This is a genomic window from Vibrio sp. A1-1, from assembly GCF_021728175.1.
In the GTDB taxonomy this organism is placed as follows: Bacteria; Pseudomonadota; Gammaproteobacteria; order Enterobacterales; family Vibrionaceae; genus Vibrio; species Vibrio diabolicus.
On record NZ_JAKKCL010000008.1, the window covers coordinates 12,535 to 36,554 of the forward strand.

The 24,020-nt window shown below is 45.4% G+C and carries 22 protein-coding genes; 10 read left to right on the forward strand and 12 right to left on the reverse strand.

The annotated features are described in order from the left end of the window. The first annotated feature begins 322 nt into the window (after positions 1–322). The 3 genes from ettA to L3V30_RS12845 all read left to right on the forward strand — a co-directional run bounded on the left by ettA (position 323) and on the right by L3V30_RS12845 (position 3,620). On the forward strand, positions 323–1,990 hold the full coding sequence (gene ettA / locus L3V30_RS12835; RefSeq protein WP_005381894.1) for an energy-dependent translational throttle protein EttA: 1,668 nt from the start codon (positions 323–325) through the stop codon (positions 1,988–1,990). 231 nt (positions 1,991–2,221) lie between these two features. Further along, positions 2,222–2,590, forward strand: a complete 369-nt coding sequence (locus tag L3V30_RS12840; RefSeq protein WP_237309056.1) for a PilZ domain-containing protein — start codon at positions 2,222–2,224, stop codon at positions 2,588–2,590. Between the two features lie 28 nt (positions 2,591–2,618). Continuing rightward, positions 2,619–3,620 carry a M23 family metallopeptidase gene (locus tag L3V30_RS12845; protein WP_005397491.1) on the forward strand — a complete coding sequence of 334 codons (1,002 nt, stop codon included), beginning with the start codon at positions 2,619–2,621 and terminating at the stop codon, positions 3,618–3,620. Positions 3,621–3,697: 77 nt separating this feature from the next. Here the strand turns inward: L3V30_RS12845 and tyrA are convergent, their stop codons facing one another. The 3 genes from tyrA to nagZ form a co-directional block, all read right to left on the reverse strand. Continuing rightward, positions 3,698–4,825: a bifunctional chorismate mutase/prephenate dehydrogenase gene (tyrA, locus tag L3V30_RS12850; protein WP_006743113.1), complete on the reverse strand. Its 1,128-nt coding sequence runs from the start codon at positions 4,823–4,825 to the stop codon at positions 3,698–3,700. 21 nt (positions 4,826–4,846) lie between these two features. Next, on the reverse strand, positions 4,847–5,923 hold the full coding sequence (locus L3V30_RS12855; RefSeq protein WP_005397501.1) for a 3-deoxy-7-phosphoheptulonate synthase: 1,077 nt from the start codon (positions 5,921–5,923) through the stop codon (positions 4,847–4,849). A 207-nt stretch (positions 5,924–6,130) separates the two neighbouring features. Continuing rightward, positions 6,131–7,114, reverse strand: a complete 984-nt coding sequence (nagZ, locus tag L3V30_RS12860; protein WP_237309057.1) for a beta-N-acetylhexosaminidase — start codon at positions 7,112–7,114, stop codon at positions 6,131–6,133. A gap of 99 nt (positions 7,115–7,213) precedes the next feature. On the opposite strand from nagZ, the gene L3V30_RS12865 reads away from it, so the two are divergent. Both L3V30_RS12865 and murQ read left to right on the forward strand, forming a co-directional pair. Next, a complete protein-coding gene (locus L3V30_RS12865; RefSeq protein ID WP_226421588.1) occupies positions 7,214–8,326 on the forward strand; it encodes an anhydro-N-acetylmuramic acid kinase in 1,113 nt (370 codons plus the stop codon). A 20-nt stretch (positions 8,327–8,346) separates the two neighbouring features. Then, on the forward strand, positions 8,347–9,276 hold the full coding sequence (gene murQ, locus L3V30_RS12870; RefSeq protein ID WP_237309058.1) for an N-acetylmuramic acid 6-phosphate etherase: 930 nt from the start codon (positions 8,347–8,349) through the stop codon (positions 9,274–9,276). 51 nt (positions 9,277–9,327) lie between these two features. Here the strand turns inward: murQ and L3V30_RS12875 are convergent, their stop codons facing one another. Beyond that, entirely contained in the window at positions 9,328–9,600 is a 273-nt protein-coding gene (locus tag L3V30_RS12875; protein WP_012842127.1) for a hypothetical protein, read from the reverse strand. Between the two features lie 113 nt (positions 9,601–9,713). Continuing rightward, complete coding sequence (locus tag L3V30_RS12880) at positions 9,714–10,055, reverse strand: DUF2799 domain-containing protein (RefSeq protein ID WP_012842128.1); 342 nt, start codon at positions 10,053–10,055, stop codon at positions 9,714–9,716. A 280-nt stretch (positions 10,056–10,335) separates the two neighbouring features. Between L3V30_RS12880 and L3V30_RS12885 the strand changes: the two genes are divergently transcribed. The 4 genes from L3V30_RS12885 to L3V30_RS12900 all read left to right on the forward strand — a co-directional run bounded on the left by L3V30_RS12885 (position 10,336) and on the right by L3V30_RS12900 (position 14,989). Then, a complete protein-coding gene (locus L3V30_RS12885; protein ID WP_005381914.1) occupies positions 10,336–11,820 on the forward strand; it encodes a carbon starvation protein A in 1,485 nt (494 codons plus the stop codon). 193 nt (positions 11,821–12,013) lie between these two features. Next, on the forward strand, positions 12,014–13,684 hold the full coding sequence (locus L3V30_RS12890) for a sensor histidine kinase (protein WP_046873944.1): 1,671 nt from the start codon (positions 12,014–12,016) through the stop codon (positions 13,682–13,684). 31 nt (positions 13,685–13,715) lie between these two features. Continuing rightward, positions 13,716–14,444 carry a two-component system response regulator BtsR gene (gene btsR, locus L3V30_RS12895; protein WP_006743107.1) on the forward strand — a complete coding sequence of 243 codons (729 nt, stop codon included), beginning with the start codon at positions 13,716–13,718 and terminating at the stop codon, positions 14,442–14,444. A 71-nt stretch (positions 14,445–14,515) separates the two neighbouring features. Next, the gene (locus L3V30_RS12900; protein ID WP_124009012.1) at positions 14,516–14,989 is read left to right on the forward strand and encodes a low molecular weight phosphatase family protein; all 474 of its coding nucleotides are present in this window, start codon (positions 14,516–14,518) and stop codon (positions 14,987–14,989) included. Positions 14,990–15,035: 46 nt separating this feature from the next. Here the strand turns inward: L3V30_RS12900 and ispH are convergent, their stop codons facing one another. The 6 genes from ispH to murJ form a co-directional block, all read right to left on the reverse strand. Beyond that, the gene (gene ispH, locus L3V30_RS12905) at positions 15,036–16,001 is read right to left on the reverse strand and encodes a 4-hydroxy-3-methylbut-2-enyl diphosphate reductase (RefSeq protein WP_047009110.1); all 966 of its coding nucleotides are present in this window, start codon (positions 15,999–16,001) and stop codon (positions 15,036–15,038) included. Between the two features lie 23 nt (positions 16,002–16,024). After that, the gene (gene fkpB / locus L3V30_RS12910) at positions 16,025–16,456 is read right to left on the reverse strand and encodes an FKBP-type peptidyl-prolyl cis-trans isomerase (protein ID WP_012842130.1); all 432 of its coding nucleotides are present in this window, start codon (positions 16,454–16,456) and stop codon (positions 16,025–16,027) included. Positions 16,457–16,612: 156 nt separating this feature from the next. Then, positions 16,613–17,122: a signal peptidase II gene (gene lspA / locus L3V30_RS12915; protein ID WP_237309059.1), complete on the reverse strand. Its 510-nt coding sequence runs from the start codon at positions 17,120–17,122 to the stop codon at positions 16,613–16,615. A gap of 73 nt (positions 17,123–17,195) precedes the next feature. After that, a complete protein-coding gene (gene ileS, locus L3V30_RS12920; protein ID WP_237309060.1) occupies positions 17,196–20,024 on the reverse strand; it encodes an isoleucine--tRNA ligase in 2,829 nt (942 codons plus the stop codon). A 64-nt stretch (positions 20,025–20,088) separates the two neighbouring features. Continuing rightward, positions 20,089–21,024 (reverse strand): bifunctional riboflavin kinase/FAD synthetase, encoded by a 936-nt coding sequence (ribF, locus tag L3V30_RS12925; protein WP_046873948.1) that lies wholly within the window; start codon positions 21,022–21,024, stop codon positions 20,089–20,091. A gap of 70 nt (positions 21,025–21,094) precedes the next feature. Then, positions 21,095–22,657, reverse strand: coding sequence for a murein biosynthesis integral membrane protein MurJ (gene murJ, locus L3V30_RS12930; protein WP_046873949.1), 1,563 nt, complete (start codon positions 22,655–22,657; stop codon positions 21,095–21,097). Positions 22,658–22,962: 305 nt separating this feature from the next. Between murJ and rpsT the strand changes: the two genes are divergently transcribed. After that, on the forward strand, positions 22,963–23,223 hold the full coding sequence (gene rpsT / locus L3V30_RS12935) for a 30S ribosomal protein S20 (protein WP_005381938.1): 261 nt from the start codon (positions 22,963–22,965) through the stop codon (positions 23,221–23,223). A gap of 306 nt (positions 23,224–23,529) precedes the next feature. On the opposite strand, the gene L3V30_RS12940 is transcribed toward rpsT, so the two are convergent. Further along, positions 23,530–23,832, reverse strand: a complete 303-nt coding sequence (locus L3V30_RS12940) for a metalloregulator ArsR/SmtB family transcription factor (protein ID WP_005397309.1) — start codon at positions 23,830–23,832, stop codon at positions 23,530–23,532. Positions 23,833–24,020 lie beyond the last annotated feature (188 nt).

Genomic DNA, 24,020 nt, shown 5'->3' on the forward strand with positions numbered 1-24,020 from the left:
GTTCATGTGATGTTAAGGCAATTTTCACACATGCATCTATTTACACAGAATGCAGATGTCCATGTAAAGCAACTTAGTGTATTAAAAATTGTACTCGTGAAACTTTTAAGACGATGGAGACAAGGAGTTCCTAACTTGTGCAGAAAGCACTTCGTCATTTATAACGAATAACAAAAGTGTATACCCTAACCGTGTAAGTTTCCGGTCAGCTCAAAATAAGAAATCCATTCGAAAGGGAAATTCTTGCAATGCGGTAACAAAAACAAAGCACTTGGTATAAAATGATGGGTTTGAATGACAGTTAATTTAGGAACGATCGGCAATGGCTGAATACGTATATACCATGTCGCGGGTGAGCAAGATTGTGCCACCTAAGCGTCAAATTCTTAAAGACATCTCTCTGAGCTTCTTCCCTGGTGCGAAAATCGGTGTTTTAGGTCTGAACGGTGCAGGTAAATCCACACTGCTACGTATCATGGCAGGTATCGACACGGATATCGACGGTGAAGCACGTCCACAACCTGGTCTAAACGTAGGCTACCTACCCCAGGAGCCAGTATTAGATGAATCAAAAACCGTTCGTGAAGTTGTTGAAGAAGCAGTTGCTGACGTTGCTGACGCACTGAAACGTTTGGATGCGGTCTATGCGGCTTACGCAGAACCAGATGCAGACTTCGACGCACTTGCAAAAGAGCAAGGCGAACTTGAAGCTCTGATCCAAGCGAAAGATGGTCACAACCTAGAAAACGCACTTGAGCGAGCAGCAAACGCACTTCGTTTACCTGAATGGGACCAAAAAATTGCGCACCTATCAGGTGGTGAACGACGCCGTGTCGCTATTTGTCGCCTGCTACTTTCTAAACCAGACATGCTGCTGCTTGATGAGCCTACCAACCACCTAGATGCAGAATCTGTCGCTTGGCTAGAGCGCTTCTTAGTGGATTACACAGGTACTGTAGTCGCTATCACCCACGACCGTTACTTCCTAGATAACGCCGCGGGTTGGATCTTAGAGCTTGACCGTGGTGAAGGTATCCCATGGGAAGGTAACTACACTTCATGGTTGGAGCAAAAAGACGCTCGTCTACAACAAGAAGCATCTCAAGAAAGTGCTCGTCAAAAAACCATCGAGAAAGAACTTGAGTGGGTACGTAAAAACCCTAAAGGTCGTCAAGCGAAATCAAAAGCACGTATGGCACGCTTTGAAGAACTGCAAAGCTCTGATCACCAAAAACGTAACGAAACCAATGAACTGTTTATCCCGCCAGGTGAGCGCCTAGGTGATAAAGTTATTGAAGTGAAGAACCTAACGAAGTCATTTGACGGCCGTGTTCTAATTGATGACCTATCATTCAGCATCCCTAAAGGTGCGATTGTTGGTATCATCGGTGCGAACGGCGCAGGTAAATCGACCCTATTCAAGATGTTAAGTGGTACTGAGCAACCAGATTCAGGCACAATTGAAATGGGCGACACTGTGAAACTTGCATCGGTCGATCAGTTCCGTGACAGCATGGACGATTCTAAAACCGTATTCCAAGAGATTTCTGAAGGCGCTGATATCATTAAGATCAACAACTTCGAAATCCCAGCTCGCGCATACTGTTCACGCTTTAACTTTAAAGGCAGCGACCAACAAAAAATCATTGGTGAGCTATCAGGTGGTGAGCGTAACCGTGTCCACCTTGCGAAACTGCTTAAAGCGGGCGGTAACGTGTTACTACTCGACGAACCGACCAACGACCTTGACGTGGAAACACTGCGTGCCCTAGAAGAAGCACTACTAGAGTTCCCAGGTTGTGCAATGGTTATCTCGCACGACCGTTGGTTCCTTGACCGTATCGCGACCCACATCATTGACTACCGTGACGAAGGCCAAGTTAACTTCTACGAAGGTAACTACACCGAGTACATGGACTGGTTGAAGAAAACGTTGGGCCCTGAAGCCGCAGAACCACACCGCATCAAATACAAGCGTATTGCGAAGTAATCGCAACCCGCAAAGTTTGATTGTAATTTGTACAAAGGCCGCTATCATAGCGGCCTTTGTTTTCTTTGTTATAAAAAAGAGCTCATTAGCCCGTCTCGTTCGTTAAGAACATGACATTGCACTTACGTCACTCTGTAGCGACCTCGACACTTTTCAAACAGCAATCGAACATTTTTTGTTCGCATTGATATACTATTCAATTCTGTTTGAAGACATGACGAGAAAATGCACATGGCAGAGAGACGACGCTTTTCACGCATTCTCCATCAAGCGCCAGCGAAGGTAGAACAACGTGACTTGGCAATTGAAGCTAGGATTCAAGATCTTTCCTTACATGGTTTACTCATGAAAGTGGAAGAGACTGAGGCTTTGGATCCAACCCTTCCAGCCCATGTTACTTTTTCATTTGATCAATCTGAACAAGTGATTACGTTAAAAGCGCAAATTGTGGATGTTTCTAAGTGTGAGATTAGGTTAAAGATCATCAAGATAGACATCGAGAGCATTAGCCAACTAAAACGATTTATAGAATTGAATGTAGGCAATAACGACCTTCTGAACCGAGAGTTAGAACATCTCTCTGATTTAGGAGAAAAATAAATGAACGCCTATTTAAGTAACAATAACTATGTCTAAAAAAATCATCATGCAGATCCCGACGAAAGACGGCGATCAGCAGTTCTATTTGGGCCGCAGTTCGGTCCTAGCAGTATTTGCTTCGGTATTGGCATTACCCGCCGTCGTTGGTGGCGCGTGGTATCTCAATCAACAGCAGATACACAATAAAGACGAACTAACACAAACCATCGCCAAACTAGAAAGTGAAAAGGCCGAAATCACCGCTCTTTATGAAGAGCAGCTTGATACCAACCACTCGCTTTCTCAGTCATTGACCGATAAAAACAATCAAATTCAGCTATTAGGAAAACGGGTATTCGACGTCGAATCGGTTCTAGGTCTCGCTGACGAAGAGCTGATGATCGATGAAAACAACATGGCGTTAGAAGAGCGAATTGATGCAGCAGCTATCGATTCCGCGGTTCGAGCAACCATGTTTCGTTTGATTCCAAATGATAGCCCAGTGACATACCAACGTATTTCTTCTTCCTACGGCAGTCGCATTAATCCTATTTCAGGTAAACGACACGTTCATACTGGTATCGATCTTACCTGTAAACGAGGAGAAGAAATCCTCGCACCTGCAGACGGAGTGGTGGAAACCGTTCGCCCGAGTAATCGTGGCTATGGCAACTATGTCACTATTCGTCATTCATTTGGCTTTATGAGCTCCTTTGCTCACTTACAACGCTTTAAAGTGAAAAGCGGCCAATTTGTCAGTAAAGGCGATGTGATTGCTCAATGTGGTAGTTCAGGTAATTCCACTGGCCCGCACCTGCATTATGAGGTGCGCTTTCTCGGGCGAGCACTCAACCCTCAATACTTGATGGAGTGGACACCTGAAAACTTCAATTATGTATTTGAAAAAGAGAAAAAAGTGAAATGGGGCCCTTTAGTTCAATTGATTGATAATGTCGTGCGTCTGCAAGTCAATTTAACCAACTCCCCCTATCGCGACACCAGTATCAATACAGTATCAAGTGAAGATACCAGCAATACCGCGACTAACTGATTTATCTCTCGACACAAAAAAGAGCAGCGTAAGCTGCTCTTTTCGTTTCGGGCTCCACACGGATAGATAACCCGCGATTAACCGCGATGAATATTATCATTCGCCTGTTTGAGTAAGTTTTGGCTCTCATTCATAAATTGTTGTGAATAATCACCAAACCACTCACTCACCTGCTCAAAGCTTTCGACAAATTTGGCTTTATCTTTGCTATCCAAAATCGCAAGTGCTTCGCCGAAGCGTTGGTGGAATCGCTTAATCATGTCGATGTTTTCTTGCGATGAGAGAATAATGTCACCGTAGAGGTTTGGATCCTGACCAAACAGACGCCCTACCATCGCCAACTCCAGGCGGTAGATTGGTGAGCTCAACTTTAACAGTTGCTCAATGTTCGGGTTCTCTTTGCTTAGATGCATGCCGTAAGCAAATGAGGTGAAGTGACGCAGCGCTTGGATTAACGTCATGCCATGATCGTGCTCTTGCGCATCAATCTGACACAAACTCGCGCCCCAAATACCAAACTGTTGCAGCAACCATTGGTATTGATCATTTCCACGGCCATCACAGTACACAATAACCTGCTTGGCAAGGCTCGGCACATCTGGACCAAACATTGGGTGTAAACCAACCACCGGTCCTTGGTGCACATTCAACATTGCTTGCAGTGGCTTAGATTTGATAGAAGTCAGGTCACACAGAATGCAGTCTTGTGGCAGATTACCTAGCTTTTCAATCACACCTTCTGTTAGGTGAATTGGCACAGTAACCACCACCAGGCCCGCATCTTTTAGGATGTCATCCGCACGATCCCAATCTTTGCTACCAAGCACTTTGACTTGATAACCAGATAGCTTGAACATACGTCCAAACAGGCCGCCTAACTGGCCATTACCACCAATAATGACCACTGAGCGTAATTCAGGGTTCAAACACTTAAAACCGGAGTCTTTTTCACTGGCATAAGACTCACGCATGGTACGACGCAGAATATCTTCAATAAGCTGTGGAGGAATTCCCATTTTCTCAGCTTCTGCTCGGCGAGAAGCCAGCATCGCCGCTTCACGATCAGGGGCATAAATAGGCAAACCATGTTCGCTTTTTACTTCCCCAACTTTCTCTACCAGCGCTAAACGCTGAGCCAATAGCTCCAACATTTGCTTGTCGACTGCATCAATCTGATCGCGTAACGCGTTAAGTTCAACTGCCATTGATGTTCCTTAAATCCTGTATTAATTAGCCTTTAGACGATTTTCTAAGAAAGGCACTAGCTCTTCATGTGCATGACGTAATAGTGCCTCAGTTGAATCCCAATTGATACATGCGTCAGTGATAGATACACCGTATTTCATCTCTTCAAGAGCTAAGTCAGAAGATTGATTTCCTTCATTGATATGGCTTTCAATCATAAGACCGATAATAGATTTATTGCCTTCACGGATTTGATGAATCACATCCTCCGCGACTAATGGCTGGCGACGGTAATCTTTACGTGAGTTGGCGTGACTGCAATCCACCATTAGTGATGCATCAAGACCAGACTTAGCCATTTCTTGCTCACACTCGGTAACTGATACTGAGTCGTAGTTAGTTTGCTTGCCACCACGTAAGATCACATGCCCATTAGCATTACCCTGAGTGGTCAATAGCGCTACTTGTCCCTCACGGTTGATCCCCATAAAACGGTGGCTAGAAGACGCAGCTTGCATCGCATTGATTGCGGTTGCCAAACTACCATCCGTGCCATTTTTAAAACCAATTGGCATAGACAGGCCACTTGCCATTTCACGGTGAGTTTGTGACTCCGTAGTACGTGCGCCGATCGCAGCCCAACTAAAAGTATCCGCCAAGTATTGTGGGCTAATTGGGTCCAGAGCTTCAGTCGCGAGCGGGATTTCCATCTCGGCCAATTCCACTAGCAGTTCGCGTCCAACATGCAGACCATGTTCAATATCGAAGCTGCCATCGAGGTGCGGATCGTTAATCAGCCCTTTCCAGCCGACCGTGGTGCGTGGTTTTTCAAAGTAAACACGCATAACAATATACAGTTGGTCACTTAGTTGTTCAGAGAGCGCTTTAAGACGTTTTGCGTAATCCTTCGCCGCTTCCACGTCGTGGATAGAACATGGACCACATACAACCAGCAGGCGATGATCCTTTTTATGAATAATATTAGCGATAGTTTGGCGAGACTCTTGAATAAAGCGGCGCGCTTTTTCACTCAAAGGAAGCTTGGTTTTTAGCTCCTCTGGGGTAATAAGAACCTGCTCTTCGCTAATATTAATATTGCTCAACTCACTTTTCTGCATAACTCTAACCTGTACATTTATTTTTACACCCAACCAAATCCTTGGTGAGACAACTAAGCTTTAACGACAAGATAACAGGCTAAAAAAGAAAAACAAGCGTACACAATAAAAAACATTTGGTGTAAATAATTGTTTACAGACAAATAAAAAGCCAAAGTATAATTAACTTTGGCTTCTAATCGGTGTTTTGAATCGTTTACAAGAGGTTTAGCTGGTCAAGCGTTTCATCGCTTCACTCGCCGCTTTCCACTCTTGAGATAACTTGAGATCGCTTAGAAAAAACGACTGTTTTTTCAGTAACGCATCCGCCAGTGGCACTGTTGATACTGGCAAGTTATCCAACACCTCAATGTGTGCTTCACGCTTATTACACATCAATAGCATATCGCAACCGGCTTTCAAGGCTTGAGCCCCACGCTCGGCAGGACCACCCATGATGGCAGCGCCTTCCATCGTCAGATCATCGGAGAAAACCAAGCCTTTAAAACCGAGTTGCTGTCGCAAAACTTGTTTCAACCAGTATTCTGAACCACTCGCAGGCTGAGAGTCGTAGTTCGGAAAAATCACGTGAGCAGGCATCATGGCATCTAAAATACCGGCATCAATTTGCGCTTTAAAGATAGCCATGTCTTGTTCAAAAATGTCGCTGCGCTCGTCGTATGGCGTTTCTAAGTGTGAGTCAGCAATCACACCACCGTGACCCGGGAAGTGTTTGCCTGTTGTTGCCATTCCAACGCTCTTCATGCCCTGCATGTAAGCGGTGCTAAATCGAAGAATGGTATCGGCATCTTCGCCAAATGCTCGGTTACCGATCGCTTTACATTGATGACCTTTATCGAGCACGGGTGCAAAGCTTAAATCAATGTCGTGTGCTATCAACTCCGCTGCCATTAGCCAACCGCCCATACGTGCTAACTCTTCACCATTTTGATGTTTGGCGTATTCTTCGGCTGCAGGGATCAACGAGAAACCTTCACGGAAGCGTTGTACTCGCCCCCCTTCTTGATCCACACCGATCAAAATCGGGCGCTTGGCTGCCCTGCGGATTGATTGAGTAAGTGCTTGAAGCTGTTCACTATCATGATAGTTGCGAGCAAATAGAATTAAGCCACCAACCGTAGGATGTTCCAGAATTTCTTTGTCTTCAGCGGTCAGTTCATAACCCGCGACGTCAACCCATAACGGTCCCATGTTTTCTCCTCAAAATCGGCTGAATATCTCGTATTCGATGAGGTTATTCGCTTCAGATTTGCTTTACAATAAGTGAATGAAGAATTGACGAGATCGGCTATGAAATTTAACGAACTGTACATTGGTGTGATGTCTGGAACGAGTATGGACGGCGTTGATACCGCTCTGGTTGAAATAAGTGATGAGCACGTTCGTCTGGTTGCACACGACGATTACCCAATGCCCACGGCACTGAAAGAAATGCTGTTATCTGTTTGTACCGGTCAAGCCACAAATTTAAAAGCCATAGGTGAATTGGATCACCAACTTGGCCACCTCTTCGCTGACGCCGTTTTACAACTGCTCAATAAGTCTGGCTACGTCGCGGAACAAATTCGTGCGATTGGTAATCACGGTCAAACGGTATTCCACCAACCTACTGGAGAGTTACCCTTTACCACTCAGTTGGGTGATGCCAACATCATCGCAGTGAAAACAGGGATTGATACGGTTGCAGATTTTCGACGTAAAGATATGGCGCTAGGTGGTCAAGGTGCACCGCTGGTTCCCGCTTTTCATAAAAGTATCTTTGCCATGCAAGATTCCACCACCGTCGTGCTGAACATCGGTGGCATTGCCAACATATCTGTACTGCATCCCGAGCAACCAGTCATTGGCTATGACACAGGCCCGGGCAACATGTTGATGGACGCGTGGTGTGCGCTGCACACTGGGCAAAGCTTCGACAAAGATGCACAATTTGCACTGAAAGGAACGGTAAACGCTACTTTGTTGACTCAATTACTTAAAGAAGCTTATCTCGCCATGCCAGCACCTAAAAGTACCGGGCGAGAACTGTTCAATATTGACTGGCTGCATCAGCAACTGGCTCATTACAATTTACCAACCGAAGACGTACAGCGTACACTCTGCGAATACTCTGCGATTACCATTGCCAACGAAGTCGACAAGTTTTCTCATGGCATCACGCCTCAACTATTGGTCTGTGGCGGTGGAGCAAGAAACCCACTTTTAATGCAGCGATTGACTAAGTTATTGCCACAATGGCACGTTGCGACAACGGCAGAAAAAGGCGTTGATGGTGACTACATGGAAGCCATGGCATTTGCTTGGCTTGCGCAGCGCTATATTCATAGCCTCCCTAGCAATTTACCGGAAGTCACAGGGGGAAGTCGTCTCGCTTCACTTGGCGTACTCTACTCAAAAAATTAATCACGAAGGCTTAAATTACTATGACAAATGACGCGCTTATTGCGGCTCTTTCTCACCTTGTCTCTGAAGGTCGAAATCCTGAAACAATGGATATCGATCTTCTTCCTTCATTCGATATTGTGCAGCGTTTAAACCAACAAGATAAACTCGTCCCAATTGCGGTCGAGAAAGTGCTACCAGAGATCGCTCAAGCCGTTGATAAGATCACGGAAGCATTTAAGGTCGGAGGTCGGTTGTTTTACATCGGTGCAGGCACCAGTGGTCGGCTCGGCGTCTTGGACGCTTCAGAATGCCCACCAACTTTTGGCACGGATCCAGAGATGGTCGTTGGTATTATTGCGGGTGGAAAAGAGGCAATGTTCCGCGCGAAAGAAGGGGCAGAGGACGATCCTGCACTAGGCGAGCAAGATCTTAAAGAGAATGCGCTAACACAACACGATGTCGTCGTTGGTATTGCGGCAAGTGGACGGACACCGTATGTGATCGGTGGCTTAGAGTATGCGAACGAACTTGGTGCCACCACTGTAGCACTATCTTGTAACCCTGACTCTCCGATTGCAGATATTGCCGATATTGCGATCAGCCCCGTTGTTGGACCTGAAGCGTTAACGGGATCCACTCGCTTAAAATCAGGGACGGCGCAAAAGCTCGTCCTGAACATGCTCACTACTGCAAGCATGATTCGCCTAGGCAAAAGTTATCAGAACTTAATGGTAGATGTGAAAGCGACGAATGCAAAGCTAGTTGCAAGAGCGGCTCGTATTGTTATGCAAGCAACAGATTGTACTAACCAAGAGGCTAAAACTGCGCTCAAAGAAACGGACTACGACGCCAAGTTAGCGATTTTGATGATTTTAACCGGGCTGGATAAAGAAAGCGCGACTGAGCAACTGAAAGCCAAACAAGGATATTTAAGAAAAGTCGTGATCGATCAAGCGAATCAATCTTAATCAATAAAGCGCCTCACTTATTTAAAAGTCAGGCGCCTTTTATGGCTTAATTTAGTAGTTCAATCGTTCAATGTGAGTAATACCGACTTTACCTTCAAGGTCGCTGAACATATGAACCATTGCTGGGTATGGTTGTGCTCCAGGGTAGACAACTTCTGCATTACAGAAAAACGCATAGTTTTGTCCGGCTACGACTTGAGTAGCCACAACCAAAGGGGAGTATTTGACGCCGACAAACCCCTCGATACCTTTAGCAAATACTTCTTTATCCTCTGCTTTGAGTTCATTAAATGGACTCCAGCCACCAGCCATTTGCGTTGACATAATGTGATTCCTTTTTTCTGTGCTCACTATCAAGCAATATGAACATAGTTTAACAATAGAAATTTTGCCACATTTATGTTATGCAGACAGTATCACAGCGGCTTTATTGACTATTAATTTGAGTACTCATTCCAGCCACGCTGCCATTCCATACGGAATTTTTGTGCTTGCTCAGTACCTTCACAAACTCCTTCATAATACTGACCAGATAACCCCATTTGATACGCAAAAGCAGGGTTACAGTATTCACGTAGACCCTCTAAATAACCTTGGTCGTAGTCACTTTGCTTAACGCTACCCAACTCACGCAGCTCGCTCATCGTGCGTGATGTGTGTCCGGCTACACCATCTTGATATCCGATCTGATGCCAATCTCCTGACTTGGCAAGATCTTCCGTCGTTGCAGCGCATCCTGCAAGTAAAGCCAGCGCCAAACCTAACGTTGCCTTTTTCATGGTTCTTCCTTAAGCAATTGTTTTCAAAAATAAGCTTACCACTAATTATTGGCGTTTGCCGCTTAGCTTGCAGATTAAACCACTGACGCCTCAAATCAGCCGCTCACTACTGCAATCAACCATTCGCCATTTTTAAAAACCGCTCAAGCAGTATATCGACCACTCAGTGCTCTATTCGACCACTCATCTACTAACCGAATGCATTTAACACAAGTGACGCATAACATGCATCCTGAGATTAAAAAATTACCCTACCCAACTAAGACCAAGGACAATTGCTATGATGTGGTTTCTAACCTGTGTCGCAGCCCTAATCGGCGGATACTTCATCTACGGCGCTTTCGTCGAGAAGATTTTCGGCATCAATGAAAAACGCCAAACGCCTGCTCACACCAAATCGGACGGTGTTGACTTCGTTCCAATGTCAACAAAGAAAGTTTATCTAGTTCAGCTACTTAACATCGCTGGTGTTGGTCCAATTTTCGGCCCAATCATGGGTGCACTATACGGTCCAGCGGCAATGCTTTGGATTGTTGTCGGTTGTATTTTTGCTGGCGCAGTACACGATTACTTCTCAGGCATGCTTTCAGTGCGTAACGGCGGCGCATCTGTACCTACTATCACAGGTCGCTACCTAGGTAATGGCGCAAAACACTTTATGAATATTTTTGCCATTGTCCTACTGCTTCTTGTTGGCGTAGTGTTCGTTTCTGCACCTGCAGGCATGATTACTAACCTCATCAATGATCAAACAAGCTTGAGCGTAAGCATGACTACAATGGTTATCGCTATCTTCGCTTACTACATCATTGCGACGATTGTTCCTGTCGATAAAATCATTGGCCGCTTCTACCCACTGTTTGGCGCTCTACTTATCTTTATGTCTGTTGGCCTAATGACAGCCGTTGCGTTTTCTAGCGAACACACAGTAATGGGTGACTTCCAAGTTTCGGACATGTTCTCTAACCTCAACCCAAATGACATGCCGTTATGGCCTGCATTGTTCATCACTATTGCATGTGGCGCTATCTCTGGCTTCCACGCGACTCAGTCTCCACTGATGGCGCGTTGTATGGAAAACGAGAAAAACGGTCGTTTCGTTTTCTACGGAGCAATGATTGGTGAAGGTGTTATCGCGCTAATCTGGTGTGCTATCGCTCTGTCTTTCTTCGGCTCTCTAGACGCACTATCAGAAGCTGTGAAAAACGGTGGTCCTGGTAACGTGGTATACAGCGCATCATTTGGTCTGCTTGGTGTGTTCGGTGGTATCCTTGCGTTCCTAGGTGTGGTTATCCTACCAATTACGTCTGGCGATACAGCATTCCGTTCAAGCCGTCTGATCCTTGCTGAATACTTCAACATGGAACAAAAGACGCTACGTAACCGCCTACTGATGGCACTTCCACTGTTCGTTATCGGCGGTATCTTAACTCAAGTAGACTTCGGCATTATCTGGCGCTACTTCGGTTTTGCTAACCAAACAACAGCAGTAATGATGCTTTGGACTGCGTCCGCTTACCTACTACGTCACAACAAGCTGCACTGGATTACCACTATCCCTGCTATCTTCATGACCACGGTATGTGTCACGTTCATCTTAAACAACAGCTCGCTAGGTTTTGGTCTGCCAATGCAACTATCAACTATCGTCGGTATTGTGTTTGCCCTAGCTGTGACAGGTTACGTTATCAAAACCTCTAAGGGTAAAGGAGAAACTGAACTGGCTGACGAAGAGAAACCACAAGCCGTATCAGAAACAGCGTAATACTCGTCACATCTGAGTGACTAAGATAGGAGCCTGCCAATTGCAGGCTCTTTTTGTTTTATACCCAAGTCACTTTAAGATTCAGAAAGCACAGCGCAGCATCATTTACTTAGCTGTTCTTATCTCTCTGAGCCAAGCATCTTAAGGTTACTTAGGTATACAATAACAACATTGATTCTAGGTTAGGTTCACTATGGAACTGGTCATCTCCCTTTTACAACAGATGTGTGTGTACTTAGTTTTGGCTTACATGCTAAGTAAAACGCCAATCATCTTACCTTTGCTGAGTATTTCTTCGCGCTTAAGCCACCGCCTAATTTGTTACGTACTTTTCTCTGGCTTTTGTATTCTCGGCACCTATTTCGGTCTGCATATCAACGACGCTATTGCCAATACTCGAGCGATCGGCGCGGTCATGGGCGGGCTGTTTGGTGGCCCAGTGGTGGGTTTCGCCGTCGGATTTACTGGTGGCATCCATCGATACTCTCTTGGTGGCTTTACTGACCTCGCCTGCGCAATTTCAACCACCGCCGAGGGTGTAATTGGTGGCTTGCTCCACGTTTACCTTATCAAGCGAAATAAAGGCGCATTGCTGTTTAATCCAAGCGTCGTATTCAGCGTCACGTTTGTTGCTGAAGTGGTGCAAATGATTTTGCTGCTCGCCGTCGCTAAACCCTTTGATCAAGCCTATGAGCTGGTGTCTGCCATTGCAGCACCGATGATCATCGCGAACTCATTTGGTGCGGCATTGTTCATGAGTATCCTGCAAGACAGAAAAGCGATCTTTGAAAAGTTTTCTGCGACGTTTTCGCGTCGAGCACTCACCATTGCTGATCGCTCAGTGGGAATTCTAAGCAACGGCTTCAACACCGAAAACGCAGAGAAAATCGCACGTATTATTTACGAAGAAACCAAAGTGGGCGCTGTCGCGATTACCGACCAAGAAAAAATCTTGGCGTTTGTGGGCATTGGCGATGATCACCATAAACCGAACACGCCGATTTCATCGCAAAGCACATTGGATTCCATGGAGAAAAACGACATCATTTATCTTGATGGCGCAGAACGTCCATACCAATGTTCCATCGCAAAAGACTGCAAACTTGGCTCCGCGCTGATCATCCCACTACGTGCGGGAAAAGAGGTCATTGGTACCATAAAGCTGTATGAACCGAAGCGTAAATTGTTCTCCACGGCCAACATGTCAATGGCGGAAGGGATAGCTCAGCTTCTCTCTAGCCAAATCCTGTATGGCGATTACCAACAACAACAAGCCTTACTCGCTCAAGCAGAAATCAAACTGCTTCACGCTCAGGTGAATCCACACTTTTTGTTTAATGCACTCAATACTATTAGTGCGATTACTCGTCGTGATCCTGACAAAGCGCGCGAGCTAATCCAAAATTTATCGCACTTCTTCCGCAGCAATTTAAAGCAGAACATTAATACCGTGACGCTAAAGGAAGAGCTTGCACATGTGAACTCGTACTTGAGCATCGAAAAAGCTCGTTTTACGGACCGCTTAGAGGTTGAAATCGATATTCAACCTGAATTGCTGGACATCAAATTGCCAAGCTTTACACTCCAGCCTTTGGTTGAGAATGCCATTAAGCACGGCATTTCAAACATGCTTGAAGGTGGTAAAGTTCATATATACAGCGAAGCCCACCCACAAGGTCATTTGATTACTGTCGAAGACAATGCAGGCAGTTTTGAACCGCCAAAAGAAAACCACTCCGGGCTAGGTTTGGAAATTGTCGACAAACGTCTCACTAATCAATTTGGGCGTGATGCATCGCTAAAAATTACGTGCGAGCCACATCAATTTACTAAAATGAGCTTTATCATTCCCCCAAAATCATAAAAGCACGCTGAAGCAATAAAGGTAATGTTGGATGTTAACCGCACTCGTCATTGATGATGAACAGTTTGCTCGTGAAGAGCTGACAGAGTTATTGGATGAAACAGGCCAAGTTGAAGTCGTGGGCAATGCCTCAAACGCGATCCTTGGCCTAAAAAAAATCAATGAGCTCAAACCTGATGTGGTGTTTCTCGATATCCAAATGCCTCAAGTCACTGGGATTGAACTACTTGGAATGCTTGATCCAGAAACCATGCCTTATGTGGTTTTTGTCACGGCTTACGACCAGTATGCAATTCAAGCATTTGAAGACAACGCCTTTGATTACTTGCTCAAACCTGTCGACCCATGCCGTTTAACCAAAACGGTCAAACGGCTAAATAAAGTCATTAGTCAATCAGCCCTAACTCAACAGCTGTCTGCTATTACGCCCGATACTTTAGATCAGATTCCGTGCATCGGGCACAACCGTATCGTTATCATGGCCACCGACACGGTAGAATGTGCATACAGTGACATCAGCGGCGTGCATGTACGCTCCACCAGCCAAGCCGCGAGCACTCAACTGACATTAAAAACGCTAGAAGAGAAAACCCCACTGGTACGCTGTCATCGCCAATACTTAGTCAGCATTAAGGCCATCAGCGAAATCAAATTACTCGAAAACGGATTAGCAGAAATCATCACCAAAACTGGCTTTGAGATACCAGTAAGCCGCCGCTACCTTAAAGTGCTCAAAGAGATGCTGGGCATTAGCCACTAACACAAAAAGTTCACACATCACCGCTGAGTTTCCGCTAGCGTATAAATAAGACGCTCCGAAAAGACGAGGCGATGATGTATAAAGTTTTGTTCATATGTAAGCACAATGCTGGACGAAGTGTGCTCGCTGAGTCGATCGCAACCCATATCCTGCCAGCAGATTTTAGTGTCGCCAGCGGTGGCTCTCATCCCACAGGCAAAGTTCACCCGGTGGTGCAAAAATATTTAGATGACCACCAACTTCCCATTCCACATATCCACACCCACTCATGGGAAGAGCGAACTCAGTTTCTTCCTGACATCGTTATTATTCTCTGTGACTCTTTACATCAAGAGGCAGCTCCTCAGTGGCTTGCGGGTGGCGTTCGAGTAAACTGGCAAGTCGATGCCTTTCCGACTGAAGGTTCTGATGAAGAGGTGTACGCACATTGCGAAAGGGTTGCTCAGTCGCTTGAGCGAAGAATCACGAAGATGTCCGATATGATTATCGATGGTTTAGGAAAAGACCAAATTCGTGATTACCTAAATGAACTGAGAGAGATGTAAAAAAGGCGACCCACTGGTCGCCTTTTGAATATTCGATAAATGGAGATTAATCCACTTGCTTGATTTGCAGTTCTTTAGGTACTTCAAAGAACATATTCTCTTCGCGACCAAGTACTTCATCGACCGCTTCGGCACCGACGAGTTCTTTGATTCGCTCTAGAATCTGATTGACGAGCTCTTCCGGAGCAGATGCTCCCGCAGTCACGCCGACCTTTGTTTTGCCTTCGAACCACTCAGGTTTGATATCTTCCGGACAGTCGGTTAAGTAGCCAGGTGTCCCTAGCTTTTCAGCTAGCTCTTTAAGACGTGTAGAGTTTGATGAGTTTTTAGAACCCACCACAACCATCACATCTACGTCACCCGCTAATTCACGTACGGCATCTTGGCGGTTTTGTGTCGCGTAACAGATATCGTCTTTACGTGGTCCTTGGATATCTGGGAAGACGCGGCGTAGCTCTTCGATAACATCGGCAGTTTCATCTACAGAAAGTGTCGTTTGGCTTACGTAATGAAGATCAGATGGATCTTTCACAATCGACTTCAGTTTCTCAACATCGGCCGGGGTTTCAACCAAGTACATACCACCGGTTTCACTCGCGTACTGCCCCATTGTGCCTTCCACTTCAGGGTGACCTGCGTGACCAATCAGAACCACTTCCATATTGCGGCGGCTTGCTCGCGCTACTTCCATATGCACTTTGGTTACCAACGGGCACGTCGCGTCAAATACCGTCAAATCTCGCTGCTTGGCTTCCTGACGAACCGCCTGCGATACACCATGAGCAGAAAAAATCACAATGTTGTTGTCTGGCACTTCATGCAGCTCTTCAACGAAGACAGCGCCACGTTGTTTTAGCCCTTCAACCACAAAACGGTTATGCACCACCTCATGACGAACATAAATCGGTGGCTGATACATCTCTAGCGCACGCTCTACGATGCTAATCGCACGGTCTACACCAGCACAAAAGCCGCGTGGGTTAGCTAATAGGATTTTCATTTCATTGCTCATGGAAATTATCTTTATTGGGTTCGCTATTCTACTGACAAAATTTCAACTTCGAAAGTCACGTCTTGTCCCGCTAGAGGATGGTTGAAGTCCACAGTGACTGAATCGCCAGCAATCTCTGTAATAATGCCCGGGATTTCCATACCATCAGGACCACTGAACGCCATGATTGTACCCACTTCTACTTCTGCATCACCTACAAACTTAGTGCGATCCATATGGTGTACATGGTCTGGGTTTGGCATGCCAAACGCGTCTTCTGCTTTTAGCTCAATCGCTTTTTGTGCGCCTGTTTCGAGGCCTATCAAGCACTGCTCAAAGTTTTCACTCAAGCTGCCATCACCCATAACAAATTTCGCTGGTTTACCCATGTTATGAGTACTATCCGCAACCGATCCGTCTTTCATTTTAATCGTAAAGTGAAGGGTTACTACAGATTCATTGGTTATTGTTGTCACGTTACTGCTTCCTTGTTCTTGGGTTATTACGCTGTCAGCTTGGTCTTTTTGTACATTGATATGCTGATTGGCGCTCCAACATAATAAAAAGCGTCGCTCGAATCAACGGGCGACGCTTAGGGTTATTCAACTTTTCGCAATATACACTGCCACTACTTAGGCTTTCTCCTTGTCTTTCTTTCGAAAGCCGTCAAGAATAATCATCGCGGCACCAATACAGATCGCCATGTCTGCAAGGTTGAACGCTGGCCAGTGATAATTACCCCAGAAAAAGTCCAAATAATCCACGACAAACCCATGTATTACTCGGTCGAATACGTTGCCTACTGCGCCACCAATAATCATGGCATAAGCAATCTTATTCCATTTCTCTTTCGCTGGTAGTTTGCTCATCCAGTAAGTCAAAAGACCTGTAACGATAAAAGCAATACCTGTAAATAACCAACGTTGCCAGCCCGCTTGATCACTCAAAAAGCTAAAAGCAGCACCATAGTTATGCACGTACAAAAGATTAAAGAATGGCAAAATTTCTATGCGGTTTGCCCAGCCATATCCCATGTTGTTCATTACAACATACTTAATGCCAATATCAGCTAAAAAGATAACCACCGCTAACCATAACCAGCGAATACCAGATTGCTTTAAAGACAGTGCTTTTTCACTCATTACTTTACCTACAAACAGCCCCAGTAAATACTGGGGCTGTTAATTTTAAAAAAAGTTCAGTCGTTCTAGGTAATTACGCGAATTTACGTACTTCACCTTCGCCTTCTACGTTAGACACACAACGACCACAGATTTTCTCGTGACCTTCAATTGTGCCTACGTCTGGCGTGTGGTGCCAACAACGATCACACTTCTCGCCTTCAGCTGCTGCTACTTCAACAAACAAGCCTTCGATATCCGTGGCTTGTGCTGCATCAGTCTTCTCACCTAGAGGCTTAACTTTCGCCGCAGAGGTCAGTAGAACAAAGCGCAGTTCATCTTCAAGTTTGTTGATCTTCGCCGCTAAAGCGTCATCAGCAAATAGAGTCACTTCAGCTTGTAGCGCACCACCGATGGTTTTCTCTTTACGCGCATCTTCTAGAAGTTTGTTTACTGCACCACGAACCGCTTGGATCTCAGTCCAAAATTCGTTGTTCAGCTCTTCACCTTCAGCAAGACCGAATAGGCCGTCGAACCACTCACCAGTGAATACGAACTTGTCGCGCTCGCCTGGCATTTCGTTCCAGATTTCATCTGCAGTGAACGACATGATTGGCGCCATCCAACGAACTAGCGCTTCTACGATGTAGTAAAGTGCTGTCTGACAGCTACGTTGAGCGTTACCGCCACGTTTTGCTGTGTACTGACGGTCTTTGATTACGTCTAGGTAGAAAGAACCCATTTCGATTGAACAGAATTGCATTAGACGCTGAGTTACACCGTGTGTGTTGTACTCTTCGTATGCTTTAACAATCTCTTCTTGTGCTGCTAGCGCACGACCAACTGCCCAGCGATCTAGCGCAACCATCTCTTCAACAGGAACGATGTCTGTTTCTGGGTTGAAGCCGCTCAGGTTAGCTAGGAAGAAGCGAGACGTGTTACGGATACGACGGTAAGCATCTGCACTGCGTTTTAGGATTTCATCCGAAACCGCAACTTCACCAGTGTAATCGGTAGAAGCAACCCATAGACGAAGAATGTCAGCACCTAGCTTGTTAGTTACGTCTTTTGGCGCAACCACGTTACCGATAGATTTAGACATCTTACGACCCTGACCATCAACCACGAAACCGTGTGTCAGTACTTGTTTGTAAGGCGCTTCGTCTTTCATCGCGATAGATGAAATTAGAGAAGACTGGAACCAACCACGGTGTTGGTCAGAACCTTCTAGGTATAGGTCTGCACTGTTGCCGTTGTACTCTTCACGAGCATCAACAACGGAGAAGTGAGTGACACCTGAATCGAACCATACGTCTAGCGTATCTAGTACTTTTTCGTATTGGTCAGCGTCAGCACCTAGTAGTTCAGCTGCGTCGACATCCCACCATGCTTGGATGCCTTTCTCTTCAACCAGCTTAGCGACTTTTTCAATCAGCTCTAGTGTGTTTGGATGAAGTTCTGCTGTTTCTTTATGAACAAACAGAGCGATTGGCACACCCCAAGTACGTTGACGAGAGATACACCACTCAGGGCGACCTTCGATCATACCTTCGATACGGCTTTGCCCCCACTCTGGCATCCACTGAACACCTTTGATGGCTTCTAGTGCTTTTGTACGTAAACCCGCTTGGTCCATAGAAACGAACCATTGAGGCGTAGCACGGAAGATGATTGGAGTCTTATGACGCCAACAGTGTGGGTAGCTGTGCTCGTAAGCGTGGTGGTGTAGTAGTGCACCTTTTTCTTTCAGTACTTCTACTACCGCATCGTTCGCTTTAAATACGTGCTGACCAGCAAATAGCTCTGTATCTGGTAGGTAAACACCGTTTGAACCAACTGGGTTTGCTACTTCTAGGTTGTACTTGTTACCAACCGCGAAGTCTTCTTGACCGTGACCAGGTGCAGTGTGAACAACGCCAGTACCTGAATCAGTCGTAACGTGATCACCCAGGATCGCCGGTACAGTGAAATCGTAGAATGGGTGTTGGAATTGAGAAAGCTCAAGCTCCGCACCTTTAGCAAAACCAAGGTTGTGGAAGTGCTCGATACCAGCACGGTCCATCACGTCTTTCGCTAGTTCAGCTGCAACGATGATACGTTCAGGTTGCTCGCCTTCAACTTGGATAAGTACATACTCAAGGTCATCACGTAGACACACAGCACGGTTCGCAGGAAGCGTCCAAGGAGTTGTCGTCCAGATGACAATAGAGATATCGCCTTTACCTTCATGACCTTCAGTCAGCTCAAACTTAGACAACAGTGCCGCTTCGTCAGCCGCTTTAAAACGAACGTCGATAGATGGCGATACTTTATCTTTGTATTCTACTTCCGCTTCAGCAAGAGCAGAACCACAGTCTGTACACCAGTGAACAGGTTTGAAACCTTTTAGCAGGTGACCATTGCTTGCGATCTTACCAAGAGCACGAATAATGTTCGCTTCAGTTGCGAAATCCATAGTGCGGTATGGCTTGTCCCACTCACCCATGATACCAAGGCGTTTGAAGCTCTCTTTCTGACCTTCAACCTGACCTGCTGCGTATTCACGACATTTCTCGCGGAATTCTGCTGCCGTCACTTTTTGGCCTGGCTTGCCTACTTTTTTCTCTACCATTAATTCAATAGGTAGACCGTGGCAATCCCAGCCAGGAATGTAAGGTGCGTCAAAACCTGAAAGTGTTTTGGATTTAATAATAATGTCTTTAAGAATCTTGTTTAGTGCGTGACCAATATGAATGTCACCATTTGCGTAAGGAGGGCCATCGTGCAATACGAATGACTTTTTGCCTTTCTTAGCTTTACGGATTTCACCGTAAAGATCTTCTTTGTACCAACGCTTAAGCATTTCTGGCTCACGATTGGCCAGATTGCCGCGCATTGGAAACCCTGTTTCAGGTAAGTTCAGGGTATCTTTATACTCACTCATCGATTCTTAATTCCGTTATATTGGGCGAAAATTAGACATTATGTTGAACGGTGGAATAAACCGCTCAACGCTTAAGCTGACGCAGCCACACCCTTGCTGCTTCAGCATCCAATTCGATTTGTTGTTTAAGTGCTTCAAACGACTCAAACTTTTGCTCATCTCGAAGTTTATGCAAAAGTTCCACTTCTAGTTGCTTGCCATATAAATTGGCATGAAAGTCGAATAAGTGTACTTCTAACTGCTGGCGAACGCCATTGACAGTCGGTCTTTGACCAATATTAGCGACACCACCAATTGGCTTATTTCCTAAGCCAAGCGCTTGAACAACATAGACTCCGGAGACCGGAGAAACACAGCGTTTCAAAGGAATATTCGCAGTAGGAAAACCTATCGTTCTTCCCAGCTTTCTTCCGTGAGAAACACGACCGCTGATGCTGTAGTTTCTTCCCAGCATCTGTTGCGCGGAATGCAAATCGTCACGCGCCAGCGCTTGACGGATAGCCGTACTGCTGACACGTAATTGTTGTAAACAAAAGCTCTGGGTACTCACGACATCAAAACCGTACTTTTCCCCTGCTTCCTGCAGCATTGCAAAGTTGCCAGTTCGGCCTTTGCCAAAGCAGAAATCATCACCAACGACAAGAAACTTAACACCCAAACGCTCGACCAACAAGTCACGGATAAATTCTTCCGCGGTTAAACTTGCAAAATGACGATTGAAATTGACGCAGAGCAAGCGATCAATATCGAGCTTACTCAATTGCACGAACTTATCGCGTAATCGCGTCAACCGTGCAGGTGCCTTATCTTTGGCAAACAGCTCCATCGGCTGAGGTTCAAAGGTCATCACAACAGAAGGCAATGATAGCCTGTCCGCTTGCTCAGACACTTGCTGCAATACTTGTTGATGGCCTTTATGGACACCATCGAAATTGCCAATAGTCAGCACGCAACCATGATGTCGCGGGGTGATATTGTGAATGCCTCTAATCAGTTCCATTGGATACTGCTTTCTGCCTCTGTTTTTACTTTACACTGTGTGAAACTGACGGATTATATACTAATCACCCTTAGTCTGTCCCAGCTTTTAGGTCTTTTAAGCGTGCACCAGTTAAAAATAGAACCACTAGGTAAACCACGGCTCCTAGACCGATCAACATTCCTAGTACACCGCTGCGGTGAGCAAAGCTCCAATCTAGCCACACTGACATGTCTTCCAATTGCCATAAGATCGCAGCCACCATCGCCGCACCTGCAATAACCAAACGTATAATAAAGAAGACGGTTCGTTTGGTGATTTGGTATACCCCTGCGATATGTAGACCACGATACAGCAATGCCATATTTACGAACGCCGAAAGTGCCGTCGCGATAGCCAAACCAACGTAGCCATAAAAGTACGCAAAAATTGCGTTAAACACCATGTTTGTCACCATCGCAATGATGCCGTACTTTACTGGCGTTTTAGTATCTTGACGCGAGTAATAACCTGGCGCGAGCACCTTAATCAGCATGAAGTTCAACAAACCTGAAGCGTAGGCAAAAAGCGACAATGATGCTTGATGTACGTCTTGAGGAGAAAATTCACCTCGCATAAACAGAACCATCAGCATAGGTTTTGCCAGTACCATCAGACCAAGCATTGCAGGAAGGCCAAGCAAGATCACCATGCGCACCCCCCAATCCATGGTTTGCGCGAAGCCTTCACTTTGTGCGTCAACGTGTTTACGTGAAAGCGCGGGTAAAATCACAGTCGCAATCGCAATACCAAACAGACCTAAAGGAAATTCCAATAAGCGGTCTGAGTAATATAGCCAGCTGATCGAACCGGTTTGCAAAAAACTGGCGATGAACGTATCAAACAACAGGTTAATCTGACTGACCGATACGCCAAATAAAGCGGGGATCATCAAAGTACGGATTTTCACTACACCCGGATCGCGCCAGCCCCATTTTGGCTTAACCATGACGCCTGCTTTAATAAGGAAGGGAATTTGGAATAAGAACTGGACCAAACCACCTAAGAAAACACCAATAGAAAGCCCTATTTCTGGCATTTCCATTTGCGGCGAGATAAACCACGCCGCCAAAATAATCATCACATTGAGGAAAACAGGGGTAAAGGAGGAGACCGCAAATTTACCTAATGTATTGAGGATAGCGCCCGATAGAGCGACAAAGGTAATGAACCATAAATAGGGAAAGGTGATTTTGAGCATCACGCTAGCAAGCTCAAACTTTGCTGCAGCCGGGCCACCATGCATCCAGTCAAGGAACCAACCAAAACCAAACACTGCAGTGACCACGCCGGAGCCTAGGACACCTAAAATGGTAACAATCGAGACTATCACCCCTAACGTACCCGCCGCTCTAGCAATCAGTTCCCGAGTTTTATCCATGTCGCCTTGAGCATGGCTTTCCGTTAAAACAGGTACAAACGCTTGGGAAAAAGCCCCTTCAGCAAACAAACGTCGTAAAAAATTAGGAATTTTATTGGCGAAGAAAAAGACGTCTGCGCTTGCTCCTGCCCCCATTAAATTTGCCACTACAACATCACGAACTAGGCCAAGAACGCGGGAAATAAATGTCATAGCACTGACGATCATGCCAGACTTGAGTAGTCGTTTACTCACTGTAACCTCGGAATATCACCATAAGACAGCTAACCCTATACTGTTTCTCTGACAGGTGCTGTAAATAGACGTCAAAAATCTATCCGCGGGTTGTAAGGAATAAGTGTGCCTTTCGCGGATAATTATTAGCATTGGTATAAAAATGCTGTTAGAATCCCCGCCATCTTAACCGCGATAACCTCTCTTACCAAAATTTGTTTTGGCTTAGATCGGTTTTTGCACAAATCATTTGACATTTAAGCGCAAATGAGGGATATTCCTCGCCCTTAAATTGTCACAGAACTAAGTTTTTGGGAGTTAGACCCTTGGCAAATAGTAAATCTGCTAAGAAGCGCGCTATCCAAGCTGAGAAACGTCGTCAGCACAATGCTAGCCGTCGCTCAATGATGCGTACTTACATGAAGAAAACTGTTGCTGCTATCGAAGCAGGCGACAAAGAAGCTGCAACTGCTGCATTCGCTGTAGTTACACCTATCCTAGACCGCATGGCAACTAAAGGCCTTATTCACAAGAATAAAGCAGCTCGCCATAAGTCTCGTTTCGCTGCACAAATCAAAGCTCTTTAATAGAGTCCTGATTTTACAGTGAAGAAAAAACCGACCTTGTGTCGGTTTTTTTATATCTACAAAATTTTCTTAATAAAAAAGCTGGCAATGCCAGCTTTTCTTTTTTCTGCACGCCTATTCAAAGGCATCAGCTTATTTACCTTATAAAGCTCAAACTGGAAAGCACCAATAAAACACTTGAGAACAAAGCAAATTGGTCGATGCGCAGCAACTCTACCATCAAAAGTTTAACGCCACTCTCAAATATTCCAACGAGTTAGACTCACAGCCTAAAATGAACGATATATTAGGTATATGTAATTAACGCTAAGCGCTTTCAGCACAATAAAGACTATGCAGTGTTTTTATTAACGCTTTCACTTCATCACTCTTTAATGTGTAGTACACGGTTTGTGCTTCTTTCCTTGTCGTGACTAGCTCATCACGGCGAAGCCAAGCAAGATGCTGAGATAATGCCGACTGGCTTAGCTCTAACTTTGCACACAGCTCTCCCACGGACAGCTCTTGGTTATGCAGCATACAAAGGATTTGTAGGCGTCTCTCGTTTGCCATCGCTTTGAGCAACACGACGGCTTTTGCGGAGTTCTGCTCCATTTCTTGTAGATTCATGTGTTGGACCTCTAGCTACAACTTACTTATTCCAACCCTGGCCAGCTTGTTGTGTTGCACTGATTTATATATCTAAGAAAATCAAGATACACTTCCAGAGTCTTCATTATTAGAACCTCTAATTTAGTTGTTAGTGATACACCAATATTATCCACCAAAGTGGAGAATTGATGCGCCATCAATAATTA

What these genes read in the sequence shown, in the direction of transcription:
- ettA (WP_005381894.1), top strand. Translation starts at nt 323, where the DNA reads ATGGCTGAATACGTATATACCATGTCGCGGGTGAGCAAGATTGTGCCA.
- L3V30_RS12840 (WP_237309056.1), top strand. Translation starts at nt 2,222, where the DNA reads ATGGCAGAGAGACGACGCTTTTCACGCATTCTCCATCAAGCGCCAGCG.
- L3V30_RS12845 (WP_005397491.1), top strand. Translation starts at nt 2,619, where the DNA reads ATGTCTAAAAAAATCATCATGCAGATCCCGACGAAAGACGGCGATCAG.
- tyrA (WP_006743113.1), bottom strand. Translation starts at nt 4,825, where the DNA reads ATGGCAGTTGAACTTAACGCGTTACGCGATCAGATTGATGCAGTCGAC.
- L3V30_RS12855 (WP_005397501.1), bottom strand. Translation starts at nt 5,923, where the DNA reads ATGCAGAAAAGTGAGTTGAGCAATATTAATATTAGCGAAGAGCAGGTT.
- nagZ (WP_237309057.1), bottom strand. Translation starts at nt 7,114, where the DNA reads ATGGGACCGTTATGGGTTGACGTCGCGGGTTATGAACTGACCGCTGAA.
- L3V30_RS12865 (WP_226421588.1), top strand. Translation starts at nt 7,214, where the DNA reads ATGAAATTTAACGAACTGTACATTGGTGTGATGTCTGGAACGAGTATG.
- murQ (WP_237309058.1), top strand. Translation starts at nt 8,347, where the DNA reads ATGACAAATGACGCGCTTATTGCGGCTCTTTCTCACCTTGTCTCTGAA.
- L3V30_RS12875 (WP_012842127.1), bottom strand. Translation starts at nt 9,600, where the DNA reads ATGTCAACGCAAATGGCTGGTGGCTGGAGTCCATTTAATGAACTCAAA.
- L3V30_RS12880 (WP_012842128.1), bottom strand. Translation starts at nt 10,055, where the DNA reads ATGAAAAAGGCAACGTTAGGTTTGGCGCTGGCTTTACTTGCAGGATGC.
- L3V30_RS12885 (WP_005381914.1), top strand. Translation starts at nt 10,336, where the DNA reads ATGATGTGGTTTCTAACCTGTGTCGCAGCCCTAATCGGCGGATACTTC.
- L3V30_RS12890 (WP_046873944.1), top strand. Translation starts at nt 12,014, where the DNA reads ATGGAACTGGTCATCTCCCTTTTACAACAGATGTGTGTGTACTTAGTT.
- btsR (WP_006743107.1), top strand. Translation starts at nt 13,716, where the DNA reads ATGTTAACCGCACTCGTCATTGATGATGAACAGTTTGCTCGTGAAGAG.
- L3V30_RS12900 (WP_124009012.1), top strand. Translation starts at nt 14,516, where the DNA reads ATGATGTATAAAGTTTTGTTCATATGTAAGCACAATGCTGGACGAAGT.
- ispH (WP_047009110.1), bottom strand. Translation starts at nt 16,001, where the DNA reads ATGAGCAATGAAATGAAAATCCTATTAGCTAACCCACGCGGCTTTTGT.
- lspA (WP_237309059.1), bottom strand. Translation starts at nt 17,122, where the DNA reads ATGAGTGAAAAAGCACTGTCTTTAAAGCAATCTGGTATTCGCTGGTTA.
- ileS (WP_237309060.1), bottom strand. Translation starts at nt 20,024, where the DNA reads ATGAGTGAGTATAAAGATACCCTGAACTTACCTGAAACAGGGTTTCCA.
- ribF (WP_046873948.1), bottom strand. Translation starts at nt 21,024, where the DNA reads ATGGAACTGATTAGAGGCATTCACAATATCACCCCGCGACATCATGGT.
- L3V30_RS12940 (WP_005397309.1), bottom strand. Translation starts at nt 23,832, where the DNA reads ATGAATCTACAAGAAATGGAGCAGAACTCCGCAAAAGCCGTCGTGTTG.